Raw genomic sequence first — 16,694 nt, 5'->3', positions numbered from 1 at the left:
GTGCGTTGCAAGCGATGGGATTCTACTTTTTGTGATTATAAGGCGTACAAAAAAGCCCACGCTAGGTGGGCTCCATTATTCAAAGTATCGTGATGTTGGTTCAGGGTTTAACTGGTCAGTAGTTTCTGAAGTTTATCCCTCAGCATCTCAATATGGGTTCTTTCTGGCGTCTGTTCTTTGCAGTGTTCCAGAATGAATTCGATTGAGCTCAGTACCGTTCGCCAGCGAGGCGTTTTCGGTAGGGTTTCTACGCGTAGGTATTTGTCTAGCGTTCGAGTTTGCAGCGTACTGCGGTCTAAGTAGACGCGCCACAAGCCACTCTTCTCGGCGAAAGCAAACTTGGTTTCACCAGTCACCGATTCCCAGTAGATGATGGCATTCGTCATCGCATCGACCAGTACCTCACGCATTAACTCTTGCTTGTTTTTACCTTCACCGGTTGCCTTGTCAGCAAGACGAGTAAATTCTCCGCCAAGCTCTTTCAGCTGCTGTAACTTATCTTTGTCGCCTTCAAAGGCATAACTAGAGAGAGCCTCAACCGCCGTTTCAAGGTTATTGATTCGGTTTGAGTTAACACCACCACCTACATTAAAGATATACATGGTGTCGAGCCCTGAGCCTTCAGGCAGCTTAAGGATGTCACTTGGTATGCGCTGACGTGTATCGTCTATATAGATATCAATATCACCGCAGTAGTGGGCTTGTTCTACCTTAAGGTATTTAGGTGCAATGATCTCGTCAGCCATTGAGCGTTTGAGTTGCTCCTGTCCGCGTCTGAATAGCTTCGCCGCGGCTTCGTTAGCAAAACGAATGCGTTGGTCATCGCGAATACAGATGATGGCTTCAGGTGCCGATTCTAGCTGCTCTAATAAGCGGCCTTGAGTTTCTAACAAGTTAGCTTCAACCATCGCTCTATGTTTGAGTTCGAGTTGCAGTTGATCGTTTTCAAGGCGTCTCTGTTCAGCTTTGCTTGCTGATAGATGTGCTGTAATTCGAGCCGCCAGTTCTTGTTTGTTGAACGGTTTAGACAAGTAGTCATTGGCACCCGCTTCGAAACCTCGAACACGGTCTTCTGCTTGGTTGAGTGCCGTTAGCATGATGATTGGCAACTGAGCATGATCGTATTGCTTTCTCAGTGCTTCACAAACCTGATAGCCGCTCATTCCTGGCATCATGATGTCGAGTAGAAGCAGCTCTGGCTTCTCTTTTTCAATCAGTTCAATGGTTTCAGGGCCATCACATGCAGTACGTACTCGATAACCTTCTAACTTCAAGAAGCTGTCTAATACTCGCAGGTTAACCGGCTCATCATCGGCGATAACCAATAACGGGCCATCTGGGTTTTCACTGATAACACTGTTTTCTTGTTGGCTGTTATCAATTAAATCAGGCGCTTGGAAGTGCAAGTAATGGCCGGATTCGTTGTAACTGTCCAGCTCACCTTGAGTCGCTAGGGGCAGGGTAAAGCTAAACGTAGTGCCAAGCATTGGTTGGCTACTTACGTACAGTGAACCGCCCATTAGCTCGATCAACTGACGGCTGATCGATAGTCCAAGCCCTGCACCTTGGCGGTAGTTACTCGCATCTTGGCCTGCTTGAATCAATGGCTCAAAGATGTGCTCAAGGTACTCGGCCGGTATACCTTGGCCAGTATCGACAACTTGCACACGAATGTTGTCATCGATAACGCTGGCAGAGATAACAATTTTACCTTCTGAGGTGTACTTGATGGCATTGCCGACCAAGTTATACATCACTTGCTCAAGTCGTTGAGGATCCGATGAAACCAGACCTAAATCACTTGGGACTTGGTTAATAATACGGATTGGCTTATTGCCCAATAGGTGATGAGACAACTCTAGGACCAAGCTGGTGGCTGCCGACAAATCAACGGCTGATTTCTTAATATCTAAGCTGCCATAGCGCATCTTGTGATAATCAAGCAGATCATCAACCAAGGTCGCCAATCTCTGACCGCTATTGATGATGATATCCAACTGATATTTCTGATTAGCAGGAATAGGGCCGTTAGCTCCAGATATCAACGCTTCAGCGATACCCACCATGCCATGCAGTGGTGTTCTCAATTCATGTGAAGTAGTCGCTAAGAACTCATCTTTGAGTTTATTGGCCAGTTGTAACTCTTCGTTTTGCTTTTGAATGGTCTTAAGGTTGTCCTCAAGCTCATCGTTTTGGCTTTTGATGAGCTGCATTTTTTCACGAATAGATCGCTGCATTCTTTCGAAGCTCACCGCGAGTCGGCCTATCTCATCTTTGCGCTCGGTATTGATCATGGTTTCATCGAGATCACCCGCCGATACTTTTTCTGCAGCCCACGTCAGTTTAAGCAGTGGGGATGTGATGAAGTTAGACAGATAGTGCGATGCAACGACTACCAGAATGATCGCCGTTAGCATCACGATCACGAAGATCTTTTCTAACTGATGAATACGGGCAAACGCCTCTTTCTCTGGCAGCTCTACGACAAGAGCCCATGTTGCGTATTTCAGTTCAATTGGCGTATATGCCGCGATGATCGCTTGATCTAGGGTGTTGTCGAAGGTGCCAACCGCTGTTTCGCCAGCCAATGCTTTATCGACAACATCAAGGCTCAAGTTGATAGATTCTTGTGAATGAGCAAGGCTACGCGGCAGGTGATCATCACCTACAAGCAGCGTTTGAATATTCGAACTCTTGTTGAGATCCGCAATCAACTTAGTAATGCCGTTGATTGGTAGCCTAAACATCGCGTAACTGTGTAGGTAGCCTTGTTGAACGATAGGTGCGCCTAGCCATGCGGTCTGTTTGCCATTCTCGTCTTTAAAGTCAGAAACGATAACTGGCGTGTAATCTTCGTTAGATTTGCGTCGGTCGGTTACGTCTTTGGCTAGTCGTTGAAAGGTAATACCTAGGTTGGAGTCCTTGTATTTTCCTGTCAGCAGATTGGTGCCGTAATCGTCATTTTTAAAGACGGAATAAGCGACGTTACCGTTGATATCAACTAAGAGAATATCGTCAAAATCAGAGCGTTTAAGCAGTTCTAGGTAAGCATTATGGTAGCGCTTGTGGAGCAGGCGATAACGCTCGCTGCCAATAAAGCTGCTGGATTCAGGGAGGATCGACGTTTTGATTTGATCGCCAGAGCCTTGAATATAGCGCTGCTGTGCATTACTGCGTGCCTCGTCAATATCTAACCCCAATCGTTGAAATGCATTGATCAAACCATAAAATCGCCCGCCACTGGCATTGGCCAATTCTGAGCGAACAAAGCCCATCACTTGGGATTCTTGAGCTTGTAGGTAATCGACAATTTGCTGCTGCTTAGTATCACGAACCGAAACAAGGTGTGAGGTGCTTTGTTCCTGGAGATCCTGACTGTGCGATTGGAGGAAAAATATCGCGATAAGTGTCACAGGGGTAATACTGAGGACAAGAAATGCCAGCATTAGGGTATTTTGAAGGCGCTTAAACTTCTGCTTACGATAGAATCTAAACATAAATTGGGTACTACTTTCCTTTGATGTACTGCTAAAAGGGGCGAAAACAAGTACAGAGAATAGAATTAACGGGTTCCAATTTAACGAAATTAACGAGTTTTTTTACTTTGACAAGTAAGTGGTATTTAAAGCGTGTGCAAAAGCTCATTTTTATAGAGTTTTGACAAAAATATGAACAGACAGCGCAGATAATGACCCTGCGCTGTGCTAGAGAGGTTATTTGTTTGCGTGATAGATCGCGAATTTAGTGGTCTTATTTAGAGTCGCGCATTTTCCAAACGCTTGTTCAATAATTGGAATGTATTTTAAGAAACTATTCGCAACAATAATCATCTCACCAGAACGCTTCAAATGCTTAGGAGCCTGAGAAAGTAAGGTCTCAGTCGCGCTGTAGCTAGTGTCTAAACCTGAATGGAATGGTGGGTTACTGATGATGAACTGATAGTCTTCTGCAGTATCAGAATAGACATCGGATGCGAAGACTTTACCCGTTAAACCATTCGCTTCTAGCGTTGCTTGGCTTGATGCCACGGCAAATGCACTGATGTCGCACATTTCTAGCTCGATATCTGGGTTACGAGATGCCATCACCGCGCCCAATACGCCTGCACCACAGCCAAAATCCAGTACCTTGCCTTTTAGTTTTGGCAGAGTATCCAACAGAAGTTGGCTACCGACATCGAATTGACCGTGACTGAAGACGCCAGGAAGGCTTTTTACCGTAAGTGATTGCTCACCAATGTTAACCGTGTAGGTCTTAAACCAGTCTTGCAGGTTGAACGCTTGTGGTTGCTCGAAGCATTGACCCCAGTAGAAAGAGCAACGACGCGCTGAATCGTATTTAACAACTTTGCCGTAAGGAGCAAACATCTTCTCGATGCTTTTCACGCCTGAACGGTTTTCACCAACCACGACGATCTCGGTATCTTTGCCTAGCTTGGCAAATAGCATCGCCAACAAAAATTCCGCTTCCGCTTTGGCTTTTGGCCAGTACAACATCACTAAGTCGGCTTTAGTCTCTTCGGTAAACTCCGCACCATAAAAACGTTGGATGGTGTTGTAGCCTTCTAATTGACGGTAGTAGCTGTAATTAGAAGTAAACACAGAGACAGATTCACAATGCTTCGCTAACTCAACAGGGAACAAGTCTTCTGCCTCACCGGCAACTAAAACATGTTTGCCTTCAAAGTAGGCGAGTTGGCGTTGAGCAATCTGGCTTGGTGCAATATAAGCTGACATAGGACACTCTGTTGAATCGTTAGCAAAAAATGAGGGCGGATTTTCGCATAATCCGCCCAAAGCTTGAAGTGTTTAATACGGGTTCGCCAATCAAGTTGACGTCAAGTTCGTTAACTCTTGTCTTGCTGGTTTAAAAAGTCCTTAAACTCTTCATCGTAGATGTTGAATAGGACAATGGTAATCGCAAAAATCAATGGTCCGTAGATAAGACCAATTAGGCCAAACAGTTGAATACCACCCAATAGTGAGAAGAAGATCATCAGGGTATTCATGCCTGCACTGCCTTGCATCAGCAGCGGACGTAGCAGGTTATCAATTGAACCAACAATCGCTACACAGTAAACCGTTAGGAAAATCGCCCACGTGGTATCACCAGTTAGGAACAAGTAGGTTGCTGCTGGGATCCAGATTAATGCAGTACCCACTACTGGGATGAAAGAGGCAAAGCCCATCATTGTGCCCCAGAATAGACCTGGGAAACCAGCAATCCACATACCTAAACCGCCGGCAAAACCTTGCGCGATTGCGGTTAAGAATGAGCCCATTACTGCTGATTTAGATACTTGCTCTATCTCTGTTAGAAGTTTGTCTTCTTGGCTACGAGACAGCGGCAGAATATGACGAACCACACTGATGATTTTGTCGTGATCTCTTAATAAGAAGAACAAAACGAACAGCATCAAGAAGAAATCCATCAAGAAATTGGTCGCGTCACCTAAGATTTTGGCACTGATACCAACTAGCTTAGAACCAAAGCTTGTCGCAAACTCACCGACTTTTTGTGCGATGGCTTGGGGCTCAATATTGTCGAAAGGCAGGTAGTTATTCACAAATGACAGCGCTTTGACCACTAACGGATGAGCAAACAGAGTCTGAATGCCACCGTGGGTCACCCATTGGTAAGTATTCTGAGAGAACAGAGAACCTTGCTGAACAATTGCTGCGAATACTGCCAATAAAGGGATAACAATAATGAAGGTCAGTATGATACAAGACAGCAGAGAGACGATGTTTTCTTTATTCGGGAGCTTTTTTTCAAGCCACTCATGGATTGGGAACATCAATAGTGAAATGATAAAGGCCATCACGATAGAGTTAACGTATGGCTCGATAAGCAAGTAACAAGCATAAGCCGCCGCGAGTAGGGCAATGATGATCACCCAGTGGCTGGAATTGATTTTGAGTTTTTCTGACACGGTAATGGTCTCTATATTTGCGTTCTGAGTTTATAATGGCTGCAAAACAGAGAGTTAGCAATGAGGAGTTTTGATAATGGGATGCTGTAATAAAGATAAGAAATGCCAAGACGAAGAACAGCAAACAAAAAAAGAGATCCCTTGGTTCAGAATGTTCCTTGGTACCTTGATGTTGTTGGTTTTTCTTTTCTGGGAACGTTAATCGCTTTTGGTTCAGCTTTAGCCTTAGTCGACGGCTAAATAAGCTGTCATATTTTTTGGCTGGTGAGCGCGATATATAAAAAGGGCTGCATTTAATGCAGCCCTAAATTCAATCGGTTAGCGACTTATAAAGTGCTTTCGATTATTTGCTTTCAGCAGCAATGATCGCAAGAGAGCGGTCAGCAGCTTCTAGTGTTGCATCAAGTTCTTTTGAACCATGAGCAAGAGAAGTAAAGCTTGCTTCGAATGCTGAAGGTGCAAGGTAAACACCGTGATCTAACATTAGGTGGAAGAAGCGCTTGAAGCGTTCTACATCACACTTAGTTACATCTTCGTAGCACGTCACAGTTTCTTGGTCAGTGAAGAAGAAACCAAACATACCGCCAACTTGATGAACTAGCATCGGGATGCCGTGCTTGTCAGCAAGTTGCTTGAAGCCTTTTGCCAACTGCTTAGTTTTTGAAGCTAGACGCTTTTCGTTGCCTTCTTCTCGTAGAAGGTTCAAACATGCGTAGCCAGCAGCCATTGCAACAGGGTTACCTGAAAGCGTACCCGCTTGGTAAACAGGGCCAGTTGGTGCGATGTATTGCATCACGTCTTTACGACCACCGAAAGCACCGACAGGCATGCCGCCGCCAATCACTTTACCAAGACACGTTAGGTCTGGCTTGATGTTGTAGTAAGCCTGAGCACAACCTTCAGCAACGCGGAAACCTGTCATTACTTCATCAAAGATTAGCAATGCACCTTCTTGATCACAGATTTCACGTAGACCTTCGTGGAAGCCTTCTACAGGAGGGATACAGTTCATGTTACCCGCTACTGGCTCAACGATGATACAAGCGATCTCGCCTTTGTTTGCTGCGAAGATTTCACGTACTGAATCTAGATTGTTGAAGGTTGCTGTTAGCGTTAGTTTCGCAAAATCAGCCGGTACGCCTGGAGAGCTTGGTTGACCTAAAGTCAGTGCGCCAGAACCAGCTTTTACAAGTAGGCTGTCTGCGTGGCCGTGGTAGCAGCCTTCAAACTTAAGAATTTTGTCACGACCAGTGAAGCCACGAGCTAGACGAATCGCGCTCATTGTTGCTTCTGTACCTGAGCTCACCATACGTAGCTGTTCCATTGATGGAACCATCTCAGATACCAGTTCAGCCATTTTGATTTCAGTTTCGGTTGGAGCACCGAAGCTAAGGCCGCGTTGAGCTGCTGCAATAACTGCGTCACGAATAACCGCGTGGTTGTGACCAAGGATCATTGGACCCCAAGAGCCAACGTAATCGATATACGCTTTACCATCAGCATCAAAAATAAGTGGGCCATCAGCGCGTTCAACGAAGATTGGAGAACCACCTACGCCATTGAATGCACGAACTGGAGAGTTTACGCCACCAGGAATGGTTTGCTGTGCTTTTTCGTACAGCTCTGCTGATTTGGTCATTGATATATCCTCTTTTGACTGTCGGACCAATTGGCACGCATTGTACCTATCCCTAATCCAACTAGGAATGCTTTCGCCCAGATAATCACCCGAATCTGGTTGTTTTGTGTGGTTACACGTTTTAATTGTTAGATATTGGCGAGTTTACGACAGTAAAAGGACCGATCCTGTGGTGAATACTTGAACGTTTCAGTCAGGTATTAGATAATCACCGGAATATAAGAAAATACTCAACAACTATGGTCTCGAATTAGATTTGTATCATGTTGTTTTTGACACAGGTAAGAGAGGTTGTCGTGAGCGAAGTAAATATCCCATTGTCTTTTTCTGATGCAGCAGCTACCCGCGTACAAACGCTAATTGCTGAAGAAGAAAACCCAGAACTAAAACTGCGTGTATACATTACAGGTGGTGGTTGTAGCGGTTTCCAATACGGCTTCACATTTGATGAAAAAGTAAATGATGGCGACACTACAATTGTAAACAGCGGTGTAACGCTGGTTGTTGATCCAATGAGCCTACAATACCTAATGGGCGGCATGGTTGATTACACTGAAGGCCTAGAAGGCGCACGCTTCTTTGTGAACAACCCGAACGCTACAACAACATGTGGTTGTGGCGCATCATTCAGCGTATAGCATGAGTTGAAAATAGCTTGAGCTCAAAGCTGTATTAGATACATTTCAAACGCCGAACTTATGTTCGGCGTTTTTGTTTTTACTTAGTAACTTATTACTTTTCAAAGCATTCCTCTCATTTTTAGTACACGGCATATTTTTTAAACTGTCGATAGCGTCCAACTTCGTTGAGGATTGGTCTGTTAAGGTTACCTTTGTGCATAAGGAAGTTGCACATCACGCTATTAAGCCAACTAGCGCGCCTGAATGACATCGGACAAAAGGATTTGTTATGCCCACTCTATTTTCTAACTCACCACTTTTTCAGAAATTGAAGCAGCCGTGGCTGGTTTCTCTGACTCTAGTCGTGTTGTTGTCGATCTGGCTTGGTTTAGGCGTAGGGCAAGCAGAAGAGTCACCTGAAAAAAAGGCAACAGAAATTCCGCTGGCTAAGGTTTCCTTTCAAACCTTCACCTCATCACCGACCTTTAAAACGATTGATCTCTATGGAAGAACGGCGCCCGATAGGCATGCTCGTCTAGGTGCAGAAGTCGCGGGTAAGATTGTCAGATTGAATGTTGTTAAGGGGGGGATGGTTAAAGCAGGACAAGCCATTGCCCAGATAGATAAGGGTGATTTAGAGATTCAACTAGAGCGAGCATCTGCGTTATATCGTTTGAAGCAGAAAGAGTTCAAAGCGGCCCAGTCACTGAAGAAAAGAGGACTGCAAGGTGAAATCGCCTACACCACAGCTGAGGCTTCATTAACAGAAGCAAAAGCCATGATGCGCAATGCGGAATTGGCTTTAAAGAATACTGTGATTACTTCGCCTTTTTCGGGTGTGGTTCAAGATTTGATGGTGGAGCTCGGTGATTTCGTTAGTGTTGGCGATCCTGTTGCTGGCGTGATTGACCTCGATCCTTTGGTTATTGAGGCGGATGTCAGTGAGCGTCATATCCAACATTTGCTAGTCAATCAATCTGCTTTGGTTCGTTTGTTAGGGCGAGAAGAAGCGGAAGGCCGTTTACGCTATGTTTCTCGTATCTCTTCTGTTGCTACTAATACCTTCCCAATCGAGATAGAAATCGATAACTCTAAAGGCCTATTACCAGCAGGTGTCAGTGCCGAAGTTAAACTCAACCTAGAAACAAGAGATGCAATAAAGATAACACCGGCGATGCTAGCATTGGATGAGGCGGGTAACCTAGGGGTCAAAACCTTGGTTTCAGTCGATGACTCACCAACGGTGAAGTTTGTAGGCATTCAGCTAGTAAAGGCCGAACAAGATGGAGTGTGGCTCACAGGACTTGGACAACGCGTCGATATCATCACGGTAGGGCAAGGTTTTGTTCGTGATGGTGATTCGGTGATTGCTGTTGAGCAAGGTGCTGAACTCTCTAACGTAACTGCAGAGTAGGAGATAGCCGATGTATTCAATTATTGATGCAGCCTTGTCTCGTGCTCGAACAATGCTCTCCCTTTTGGCGCTCATCTTAGTCGCAGGTGTGATTACCTATATCACGATACCCAAAGAATCGAGCCCAGATATCACCATCCCAATTATCTACGTTTCAGTCGGGCATCAAGGGATCTCGCCAACGGATTCAGAACGTTTATTGGTTCGACCTATTGAGCAAGAGCTTAGGTCAATCGAAGGCGTAAAAGAGATGACAGCAACCGCAGCAGAAGGGCACGCCTCTGTGGTGTTAGAGTTTAATGTTGGCGTCGATCTTACTAAAGCGATGGCTTATGTTCGTGACGCTGTTGATCTGGCTAAGCCCAAATTGCCAGAAGATAGCGATGAGCCGACTGTAAATGAAGTTACCCTCGCTTCTGAGCAGCCGGTGTTGTCTGTGGTTCTGTTTGGTACCGTGCCTGAGCGCACCATAGTGCAAATTGCTCGAGAACTTGGGGATAAGCTCGAAAGTTATCGTCAGATCCTTGAAGTCGATATTGCGGGCGATCGCGATGACATCGTCGAGATCATTGTCGATCCGCTGTTGATGGAGAGTTACAGCCTAGATCAAGCGGACATCTATAATCTGATCGCTCTGAACAATCGAGTGGTGGCCGCAGGTTTTGTTGATACTGGCTACGGACGTTTTTCTGTCAAAGTCCCTTCGGTATTTAACTCCTTAAAAGACGTGCTTGAGTTGCCTATTAAAGTGGATGGCAAGCAGGTGGTCACTTTTGGCGATGTCGCTACGGTTCGTCGAGCGTTTCGAGATCCTGAAAGTTTTGCTCGTTTAGATGGCAAATCTGCGGTGGTGTTGGATATCAAGAAGCGTGCAGGTGAGAACATCATCGAAACCGTTGAGCTAGTCAAAGCGGTAATGGCTGGTGCTCAGCAGCAAGCGGAATGGCCAAATAACCTGTTGGTCAAATACACCTGGGATGAATCTAAAGATGTGAAGATCATGCTTAATGATCTGCAAAACAATATCTTATCCGCCATTATTCTGGTGGTGATCGTTATCATCGCGATTCTTGGTGTGCGTACCGCTTTGTTAGTGGGTATTTCCATTCCAGGCTCATTCCTAACCGGGTTATTGGTTCTTTCGGTGTTTGGCTTAACCGTCAACATCGTAGTGCTGTTCTCTCTGATTATGGCGGTGGGGATGCTAGTAGACGGTGCGATTGTGGTGACCGAATTTGCAGACAGGCGAATGCAAGAGGGTGAAGGGCGCAAAGCCGCTTACCGAGATGCAGCGAAACGGATGGCGTGGCCGATAACCGCATCGACTGCCACAACCTTAGCCGCATTTGCTCCGTTACTGTTTTGGCCTGATGTGACGGGCGAATTTATGAAGTTCTTACCACTAACTCTGATCGCGACTTTAACTGCATCATTGATCATGGCGTTGTTGTTTGTGCCCGTGCTGGGCGGTTTGATTGGCAAACCTCAATACGTATCGTCTAAAAGCCAAGCTCGAATGGTCGCACTGCATAATGGTGACTTTTCACAGGCTACTGGTTTAACCAAGGCTTACTACCACACGCTTTCTTTAGCGATTAAACACCCCTTTAAGATTTTGTTCAGTGCGGCACTGCTCGCGGTTGCAGTTGGTTTTACTTATTCAAAAGCGGGTCTAGGTGCAGAGTTCTTCCCAGAAGTTGATCCGCCATTCTTTAATGTCAAAGTTCGCTCGCATGGGGATCTGTCTATCCAAGAAAAGGATGACATCATGCGTGATATTGAACTGATGATGCTCAATCATGATGAGTTCGATACCGTTTACACGCGTACTGGTGGTGACGACCAGATTGGTTTGATCTCAATTACGCCTGTTGACTGGCAATATCGACGCAGCGTTAAGGCGATTATTGATGAGTTGAAGGTACAAACCGATCAATACGCTGGTGTTGAGATTGAATATAAGTTCCCTGATGCTGGGCCTCCGGTTGAAAATGACTTAGTGATTGAGCTGTCGGCAAGAACTCCAGAGCAGCTCAATCAGGCTGCAAAAATTGTGAGAGGTTGGGCTGATGGAAATAAAGCACTGACCAATATCAGCGATACTGCGAGTAAAGATGGCATCGATTGGAAGGTGGATATTCGCCGCGACGATGCTGCGCGCTTTGCAGCTGATGCGACCTTAGTGGGTAATACCGTTCAATTCGTGACTAATGGTCTCAAGATTGGTGATTATCTGCCCGATGACTCTTCAGAAGAGGTCGATATCTTGGTGCGCTACCCTAATGATAAGCGTGATATCGGGCGCTTCGACCAGCTTAGGGTGAAAACGCCAGCAGGTTTAGTACCTATTACTAATTTCGCTCAGATCGTTCCCGACCATAAGCAAGACACCATTAAACGCCTTGATGGCAAGCGTGTGGTGAACATCATGGCGGATATGGAAGAAGGGTATAACCTTGCTCTCGAACTACCAAAGATCGAACAAGCATTGAGTGAGCTAGGGCTGCCGAGTAGCGTGGAATTTCGCATCCGTGGTCAAAACGAAGAACAAGAAAACTCGTCAGCCTTTTTACAAAGTGCTTTCTTGGTTGCTTTGGCGGTAATGGCTTTGATTCTGATTACTCAGTTCAATAGCTTCTATCAAGCGTTTTTGATTCTGAGTGCTGTATTGTTTTCGACCGTTGGCGTGTTCGTTGGCTTACTGATCTTCCAACGTCCGTTTGGCATTGTGATGTCGGGAATTGGGGTAATAGCGCTCGCCGGCATAGTCGTGAACAACAACATCGTGTTGATTGATACTTATAATCAGCTCATCAAAAGAGGCTTGGACAAGCGAGATGCGATTCTAAGAACCGGTGTTCAGCGTTTAAGGCCAGTAATGCTCACGACGGTTACGACTATCTTAGGTTTAATGCCGATGGTGTTAGAGATGAACATCGACCTGATTAATCAAAAGATAGAGTTTGGCGCGCCAAGTACACAATGGTGGTCACAGCTTGCGACCGCTATTGCTGGTGGTTTGGCGTTTGCCACGGTGCTGACTTTAGTATTAACCCCTTGTTTGTTAATGCTTGGACGGAACAACAAACCTGAAAAACAGTAGCTAGTTGTGGTATGTGAGCATAAAAAAGAGCGCCTTGATGGGCGCTCTTTGCATTTTTCTATTTTGCAGTGAAGCTACAAACGCCTAGTTAGTCGCTAGTAACTGACCGTATCGCTCAAGGTTTCTTAATCGAATCTCTGAGTTGGCAATAAAGGTTGCTTTTGCTTTACCAGTTAACGACTTGGATTGAGGCAATTTCACGGTACGCGCATTTTTATGTACGCCATTAACCAAGAATTCATAATGTAAGTGCGGGCCAGTCACACGGCCTGTACCGCCCAAAGTACCAATGGTTTGGCCTTGTTTTACGCGCTGACCGGTTTTCACCATACGTCGCTTCATGTGCAGGTACTTGGTGATGTAGGTGTTGCTGTGGCGGATGAACACGTAGTTACCATTGAATTGGTTGTAACCTGACTTCTGAACAATACCGTCACCGGCTGCCCAGATAGGCGTGCCAACAGGGGCTGCGTAGTCAGTACCGCGGTGAGCTCGAATCTTACCGGTTACTGGGTGTCTCCTGGTAGGGTTAAAGTTCGATGTTACGCGACGAAAATCAATTGGTGAGCGCAAGAACGCCTTCTTCATCGCACGACCATTTTCATCGAAGTAGTTGCCGCTTTTATCATCCAATACCGCGGTAAATGAATCGCCTTGGTTTTTGAATACGGCTGCCATGATCTTACCTCGACCAACTACTTCACCTTCAACCACTTTCTCTTGGTATAAGATTTTGAAGCTGTCGTTCTTACGAATATCTAACGCAAAGTCGATATCCCAACCGAAGATGCCGGCCAGTTCCATAATTTGGTTTGCGGTTAAACCTGCGCTGACGCCAGCGTTCCAGAAGTTAGAGGTGATGTTGGCTTCGGCATAATTGTATTGGTATACCACTTCTTTTTTGTCGAAACTTGATGAGAAAGAATCGCCAGATTTAGTGATCTTGAAGCTTTCAAACGCACTAAGTTGTCGTTTTAACTGAATAAGGTCGTTGTTTTCATCAAAGCCGAACTGCAAGACATCACCAGGTCTTAGGTTAGACAGCTGCTTCTTAATATCATTATTGGTATTGAGTAGCGTGATCAGCAGACGGTATGAGAGGCCAATACGTTCAAATAAAACAGAGGTGCTTTCGCCAGAGCGAACGGTGTATTTCTCCCAATTGAGCACTGCCGTCGGTGGAGCGTCACTTGAGCTAATAAGTGCAGAGGCATTGATAGTCAGTGGGTAATGTTTTCCCACAACTAAAGCGCCCGAATCGTCACGCAAACTGTTGACGTCGGGGAGTAAGAAAATCGCGACGAAAATTATGGCACTAAAAAATGCGATAAAAGCCCGGTGCAAAATAGGAAGGCGTGCAAAAATAGACAACATGTTCCGGTTCGTTCTGTAAATATTATGAAAATCGACGACGGAATAGTGTAACTGGTTTCAAAATACATCGCTATTCAAGTAAGATGTCTAATTAATGTATTTTTGCCAAATCTGTGGGAGTGAACAAGAATGGCGAGTATTGAAGCTGCACTAGCCGAGATCAAACGTGGCGTAGAAGAACTGATTCCAGAAGACGAACTGATTGCAAAACTAAAAGAAGGTCGTCCTTTACGCATTAAGCTGGGTGCCGATCCAACAGCTCCAGATATCCACCTAGGCCATACGGTTATCTTTAACAAGCTTCGTGCTTTCCAAGAGCTTGGTCATGAAGTGACATTCCTTATCGGTGATTTCACTGCAATGGTTGGTGACCCATCAGGTAAAAACTCAACACGTCCACCGCTAAGCCGCGAAGACGTATTGAAGAATGCTGAAACTTACAAAGAGCAAGTATTCAAGATTCTAGATCCTGCGAAGACGCAAATTCGTTTCAACTCTGAATGGCTATCTGAGCTTGGCGCTGAAGGCATGATTCGTCTTGCTTCTAACCAAACTGTTGCTCGTATGCTTGAGCGTGATGACTTCAAAAAGCGTTACGCTGGTGGTCAACCGATCGCAATCCACGAATTCATGTACCCACTTCTACAAGGTCACGACTCTGTTGCACTAGAGAGCGACGTTGAGCTTGGCGGTACTGACCAGAAGTTTAACCTTCTAATGGGTCGTGAACTGCAAAAAGCGGCAGGTCAAAAACCACAAGCGGTACTGATGATGCCACTACTTGTTGGTCTAGACGGTGTTAAGAAGATGTCTAAGTCTGCGCATAACTATATCGGTATCAGCGAAGCACCAAGCGAGATGTTTGGTAAGATCATGTCTATCTCTGACGATCTAATGTGGAGCTACTACGAGCTGCTGTCTTTCCGTCCTCTTGAAGAAGTTGCGGAACTGAAAGCTGGCGTTGATGCAGGTAAGAACCCGCGTGACGTTAAAGTGCTTCTTGCTAAAGAGATCATCGCTCGTTTCCACAGTGAAGCAGATGCTGAAGCCGCTGAGCAAGAGTTCGTTAACCGTTTTGCTAAGAACCAAGTTCCTGATGAAATGCCGGAGTTTGAATTCGAAGCAGGCCTGCCAATTGCGAACGTTCTAAAAGAAGCGGGTCTTGTAAACTCGACTTCTGATGCGATGCGTATGATCAAGCAAGGCGCTGCTAAGCTTGAAGGCGAGAAGATTGAAGACAGCAAATTCGTGCCTGAAGCAGGTACTGCCGTTTACCAAGTAGGTAAGCGTAAGTTTGCTCGTATTACTATTAAGTAATAATGCACATCAATAATTGAACCAAAGGCATCCACGGATGCCTTTTTTATTGACTTAAAATTGACGAAACTTTGAAACGCCTATTGCTACACTATGCGCGCTGTCAAATTGACAGTAATTCTGGAGATTTTTATGAACAATACCGACCATCCTCCTAGTTTGAATGGAGAAGAATAACCTGTCTCGGTATTGATCTATTGTCCTGCCGTTCAGGTAGGGTATCTTTGTTTTCCCCCGCATTCTTTTCCACACACTAGATTCTAACAAGTAGACACATCAGTAGCTTTCAGCTCTTGGTGCGCTTAGCTGTACGCTCTTGGTGTATTAGCTATAGGCTATTTGTTTTGATGGTCGTTACCTTTGCCAATCGGGAGATTCGCCATGACGGTAATGAACAACACTTTTTTGTCTATTGAAGCTCTGTACTCAGAGCAAGACATCCAAGCTGTATCGAATGCATTTCAACAGTACGGACGTGAACAACAAATTAATCTTTTGAATCGAATGCCGCTCGAAGATGCGGTGCTAGTGCTGGGGCAATGCTCTTTGAGTACGATTCAGACTTTACTTAGTGAGCTAGAAGAGCAGGGCTTTGAGAAGCGCTCTCGACATCTAGCTCACCAACTAGGGCTGATCTACTCTGAGGTAGAACCTCAACAGGGTTACCTTTCGACTGGCGTCATGAGCCACGTCAGGCAGCGTATCGGTTGGATTATTTCGTTAGCACTATTGGGAATCGTCTCAGGGCTTATCATTGCTCAGTATGAAGACATTCTCAGTCAGTTGGTACTTTTGGCAATCTACATGCCGGTAATTGCTGCTGCTGGTGGTAACACCGGAACACAAGCAGCGACTTTGGTGATCCGAGCCTTAGCCACAGGTGAGTTGAAAAAACGCCAATGGGCTAACGTTCTATGGAAAGAGTTTAGAGTTGCTATTTGTTTAGCTTTAGCGATTGCTGTAGTGATGATTGGACGTATTTTGCTCTTTAGTGAAAACCAAGCTACAGGTGGTTATGATATCAACATGATTGCGTTAGCTATTGCGGTAGCGCTGTTTATTCAGGTGACCATATCAACCGTGCTGGGTGGCGGATTGCCGATAGTTGCTAGGCTATTTAAGCTTGATCCAGCGGTGTTAGTGAGCCCAGTGCTTGCTTCGATAGTGGATATTTCAGGGATGTGGATTTACTTCACGGTAGTGAATTCATTCTTGGGTATTGCTTAACGCTTTTAAATAAAGACTCTGAAAATAAAAAGCACCGCCGAAGAAAAACATCTTAGGAAGAAAAATGG

10 protein-coding genes are annotated in these 16,694 nt (G+C 45.4%); 5 read left to right on the top strand and 5 right to left on the bottom strand.

The window, feature by feature from the left end; translation table 11 throughout:
• Nucleotides 1–107 precede the first annotated feature (107 nt).
• The 4 genes from AB4351_RS01780 to hemL all read right to left on the bottom strand — a co-directional run bounded on the left by AB4351_RS01780 (nt 108) and on the right by hemL (nt 7,571).
• Nucleotides 108–3,497: a response regulator gene (locus AB4351_RS01780; protein ID WP_372124927.1), complete on the bottom strand. Its 3,390-nt coding sequence runs from the start codon at nt 3,495–3,497 to the stop codon at nt 108–110.
• 216 nt (nt 3,498–3,713) lie between these two features.
• Nucleotides 3,714–4,736 (bottom strand): 16S rRNA (guanine(1207)-N(2))-methyltransferase RsmC, encoded by a 1,023-nt coding sequence (rsmC, locus tag AB4351_RS01775; protein ID WP_017066801.1) that lies wholly within the window; start codon nt 4,734–4,736, stop codon nt 3,714–3,716.
• A 110-nt stretch (nt 4,737–4,846) separates the two neighbouring features.
• On the bottom strand, nt 4,847–5,932 hold the full coding sequence (locus AB4351_RS01770) for an AI-2E family transporter (protein ID WP_017059406.1): 1,086 nt from the start codon (nt 5,930–5,932) through the stop codon (nt 4,847–4,849).
• A 343-nt stretch (nt 5,933–6,275) separates the two neighbouring features.
• Nucleotides 6,276–7,571, bottom strand: coding sequence for a glutamate-1-semialdehyde 2,1-aminomutase (gene hemL, locus AB4351_RS01765; protein ID WP_010436060.1), 1,296 nt, complete (start codon nt 7,569–7,571; stop codon nt 6,276–6,278).
• Nucleotides 7,572–7,867: 296 nt separating this feature from the next.
• On the opposite strand from hemL, the gene erpA reads away from it, so the two are divergent.
• The 3 genes from erpA (at nt 7,868) to AB4351_RS01750 (ending at nt 12,708) form a co-directional block, all read left to right on the top strand.
• Nucleotides 7,868–8,209 (top strand): iron-sulfur cluster insertion protein ErpA, encoded by a 342-nt coding sequence (gene erpA / locus AB4351_RS01760; protein ID WP_004734539.1) that lies wholly within the window; start codon nt 7,868–7,870, stop codon nt 8,207–8,209.
• A 271-nt stretch (nt 8,210–8,480) separates the two neighbouring features.
• Nucleotides 8,481–9,605, top strand: coding sequence for an efflux RND transporter periplasmic adaptor subunit (locus AB4351_RS01755; protein WP_372124925.1), 1,125 nt, complete (start codon nt 8,481–8,483; stop codon nt 9,603–9,605).
• Nucleotides 9,606–9,615: 10 nt separating this feature from the next.
• Nucleotides 9,616–12,708 (top strand): efflux RND transporter permease subunit, encoded by a 3,093-nt coding sequence (locus AB4351_RS01750; protein ID WP_372124923.1) that lies wholly within the window; start codon nt 9,616–9,618, stop codon nt 12,706–12,708.
• Nucleotides 12,709–12,792: 84 nt separating this feature from the next.
• Here AB4351_RS01750 and AB4351_RS01745 read toward each other — a convergent pair whose 3' ends face one another.
• Nucleotides 12,793–14,082: a peptidoglycan DD-metalloendopeptidase family protein gene (locus tag AB4351_RS01745; RefSeq protein ID WP_065584911.1), complete on the bottom strand. Its 1,290-nt coding sequence runs from the start codon at nt 14,080–14,082 to the stop codon at nt 12,793–12,795.
• Nucleotides 14,083–14,211: 129 nt separating this feature from the next.
• Between AB4351_RS01745 and tyrS the strand changes: the two genes are divergently transcribed.
• Both tyrS and AB4351_RS01735 read left to right on the top strand, forming a co-directional pair.
• Complete coding sequence (gene tyrS, locus AB4351_RS01740) at nt 14,212–15,399, top strand: tyrosine--tRNA ligase (protein ID WP_017059402.1); 1,188 nt, start codon at nt 14,212–14,214, stop codon at nt 15,397–15,399.
• A 381-nt stretch (nt 15,400–15,780) separates the two neighbouring features.
• Nucleotides 15,781–16,626 carry a magnesium transporter gene (locus AB4351_RS01735; RefSeq protein WP_102331940.1) on the top strand — a complete coding sequence of 282 codons (846 nt, stop codon included), beginning with the start codon at nt 15,781–15,783 and terminating at the stop codon, nt 16,624–16,626.
• Nucleotides 16,627–16,694: the final 68 nt, after the last annotated feature.

Source organism: Vibrio sp. 10N.261.51.F11, from assembly GCF_041471665.1.
In the GTDB taxonomy this organism is placed as follows: Bacteria; Pseudomonadota; Gammaproteobacteria; order Enterobacterales; family Vibrionaceae; genus Vibrio; species Vibrio crassostreae_C.
The sequence above is the reverse complement of the archived record's forward strand: the minus strand, read 5'-3'. Positions and strand labels throughout refer to the sequence as shown.

Bases quoted from the DNA above. Each gene is read 5' to 3' on its own strand.
- AB4351_RS01780 (WP_372124927.1), bottom strand. From the start codon at position 3,497: ATGTTTAGATTCTATCGTAAGCAGAAGTTTAAGCGCCTTCAAAATACC.
- rsmC (WP_017066801.1), bottom strand. From the start codon at position 4,736: ATGTCAGCTTATATTGCACCAAGCCAGATTGCTCAACGCCAACTCGCC.
- hemL (WP_010436060.1), bottom strand. From the start codon at position 7,571: ATGACCAAATCAGCAGAGCTGTACGAAAAAGCACAGCAAACCATTCCT.
- AB4351_RS01755 (WP_372124925.1), top strand. From the start codon at position 8,481: ATGCCCACTCTATTTTCTAACTCACCACTTTTTCAGAAATTGAAGCAG.
- AB4351_RS01750 (WP_372124923.1), top strand. From the start codon at position 9,616: ATGTATTCAATTATTGATGCAGCCTTGTCTCGTGCTCGAACAATGCTC.
- AB4351_RS01745 (WP_065584911.1), bottom strand. From the start codon at position 14,082: ATGTTGTCTATTTTTGCACGCCTTCCTATTTTGCACCGGGCTTTTATC.
- tyrS (WP_017059402.1), top strand. From the start codon at position 14,212: ATGGCGAGTATTGAAGCTGCACTAGCCGAGATCAAACGTGGCGTAGAA.
- AB4351_RS01735 (WP_102331940.1), top strand. From the start codon at position 15,781: ATGACGGTAATGAACAACACTTTTTTGTCTATTGAAGCTCTGTACTCA.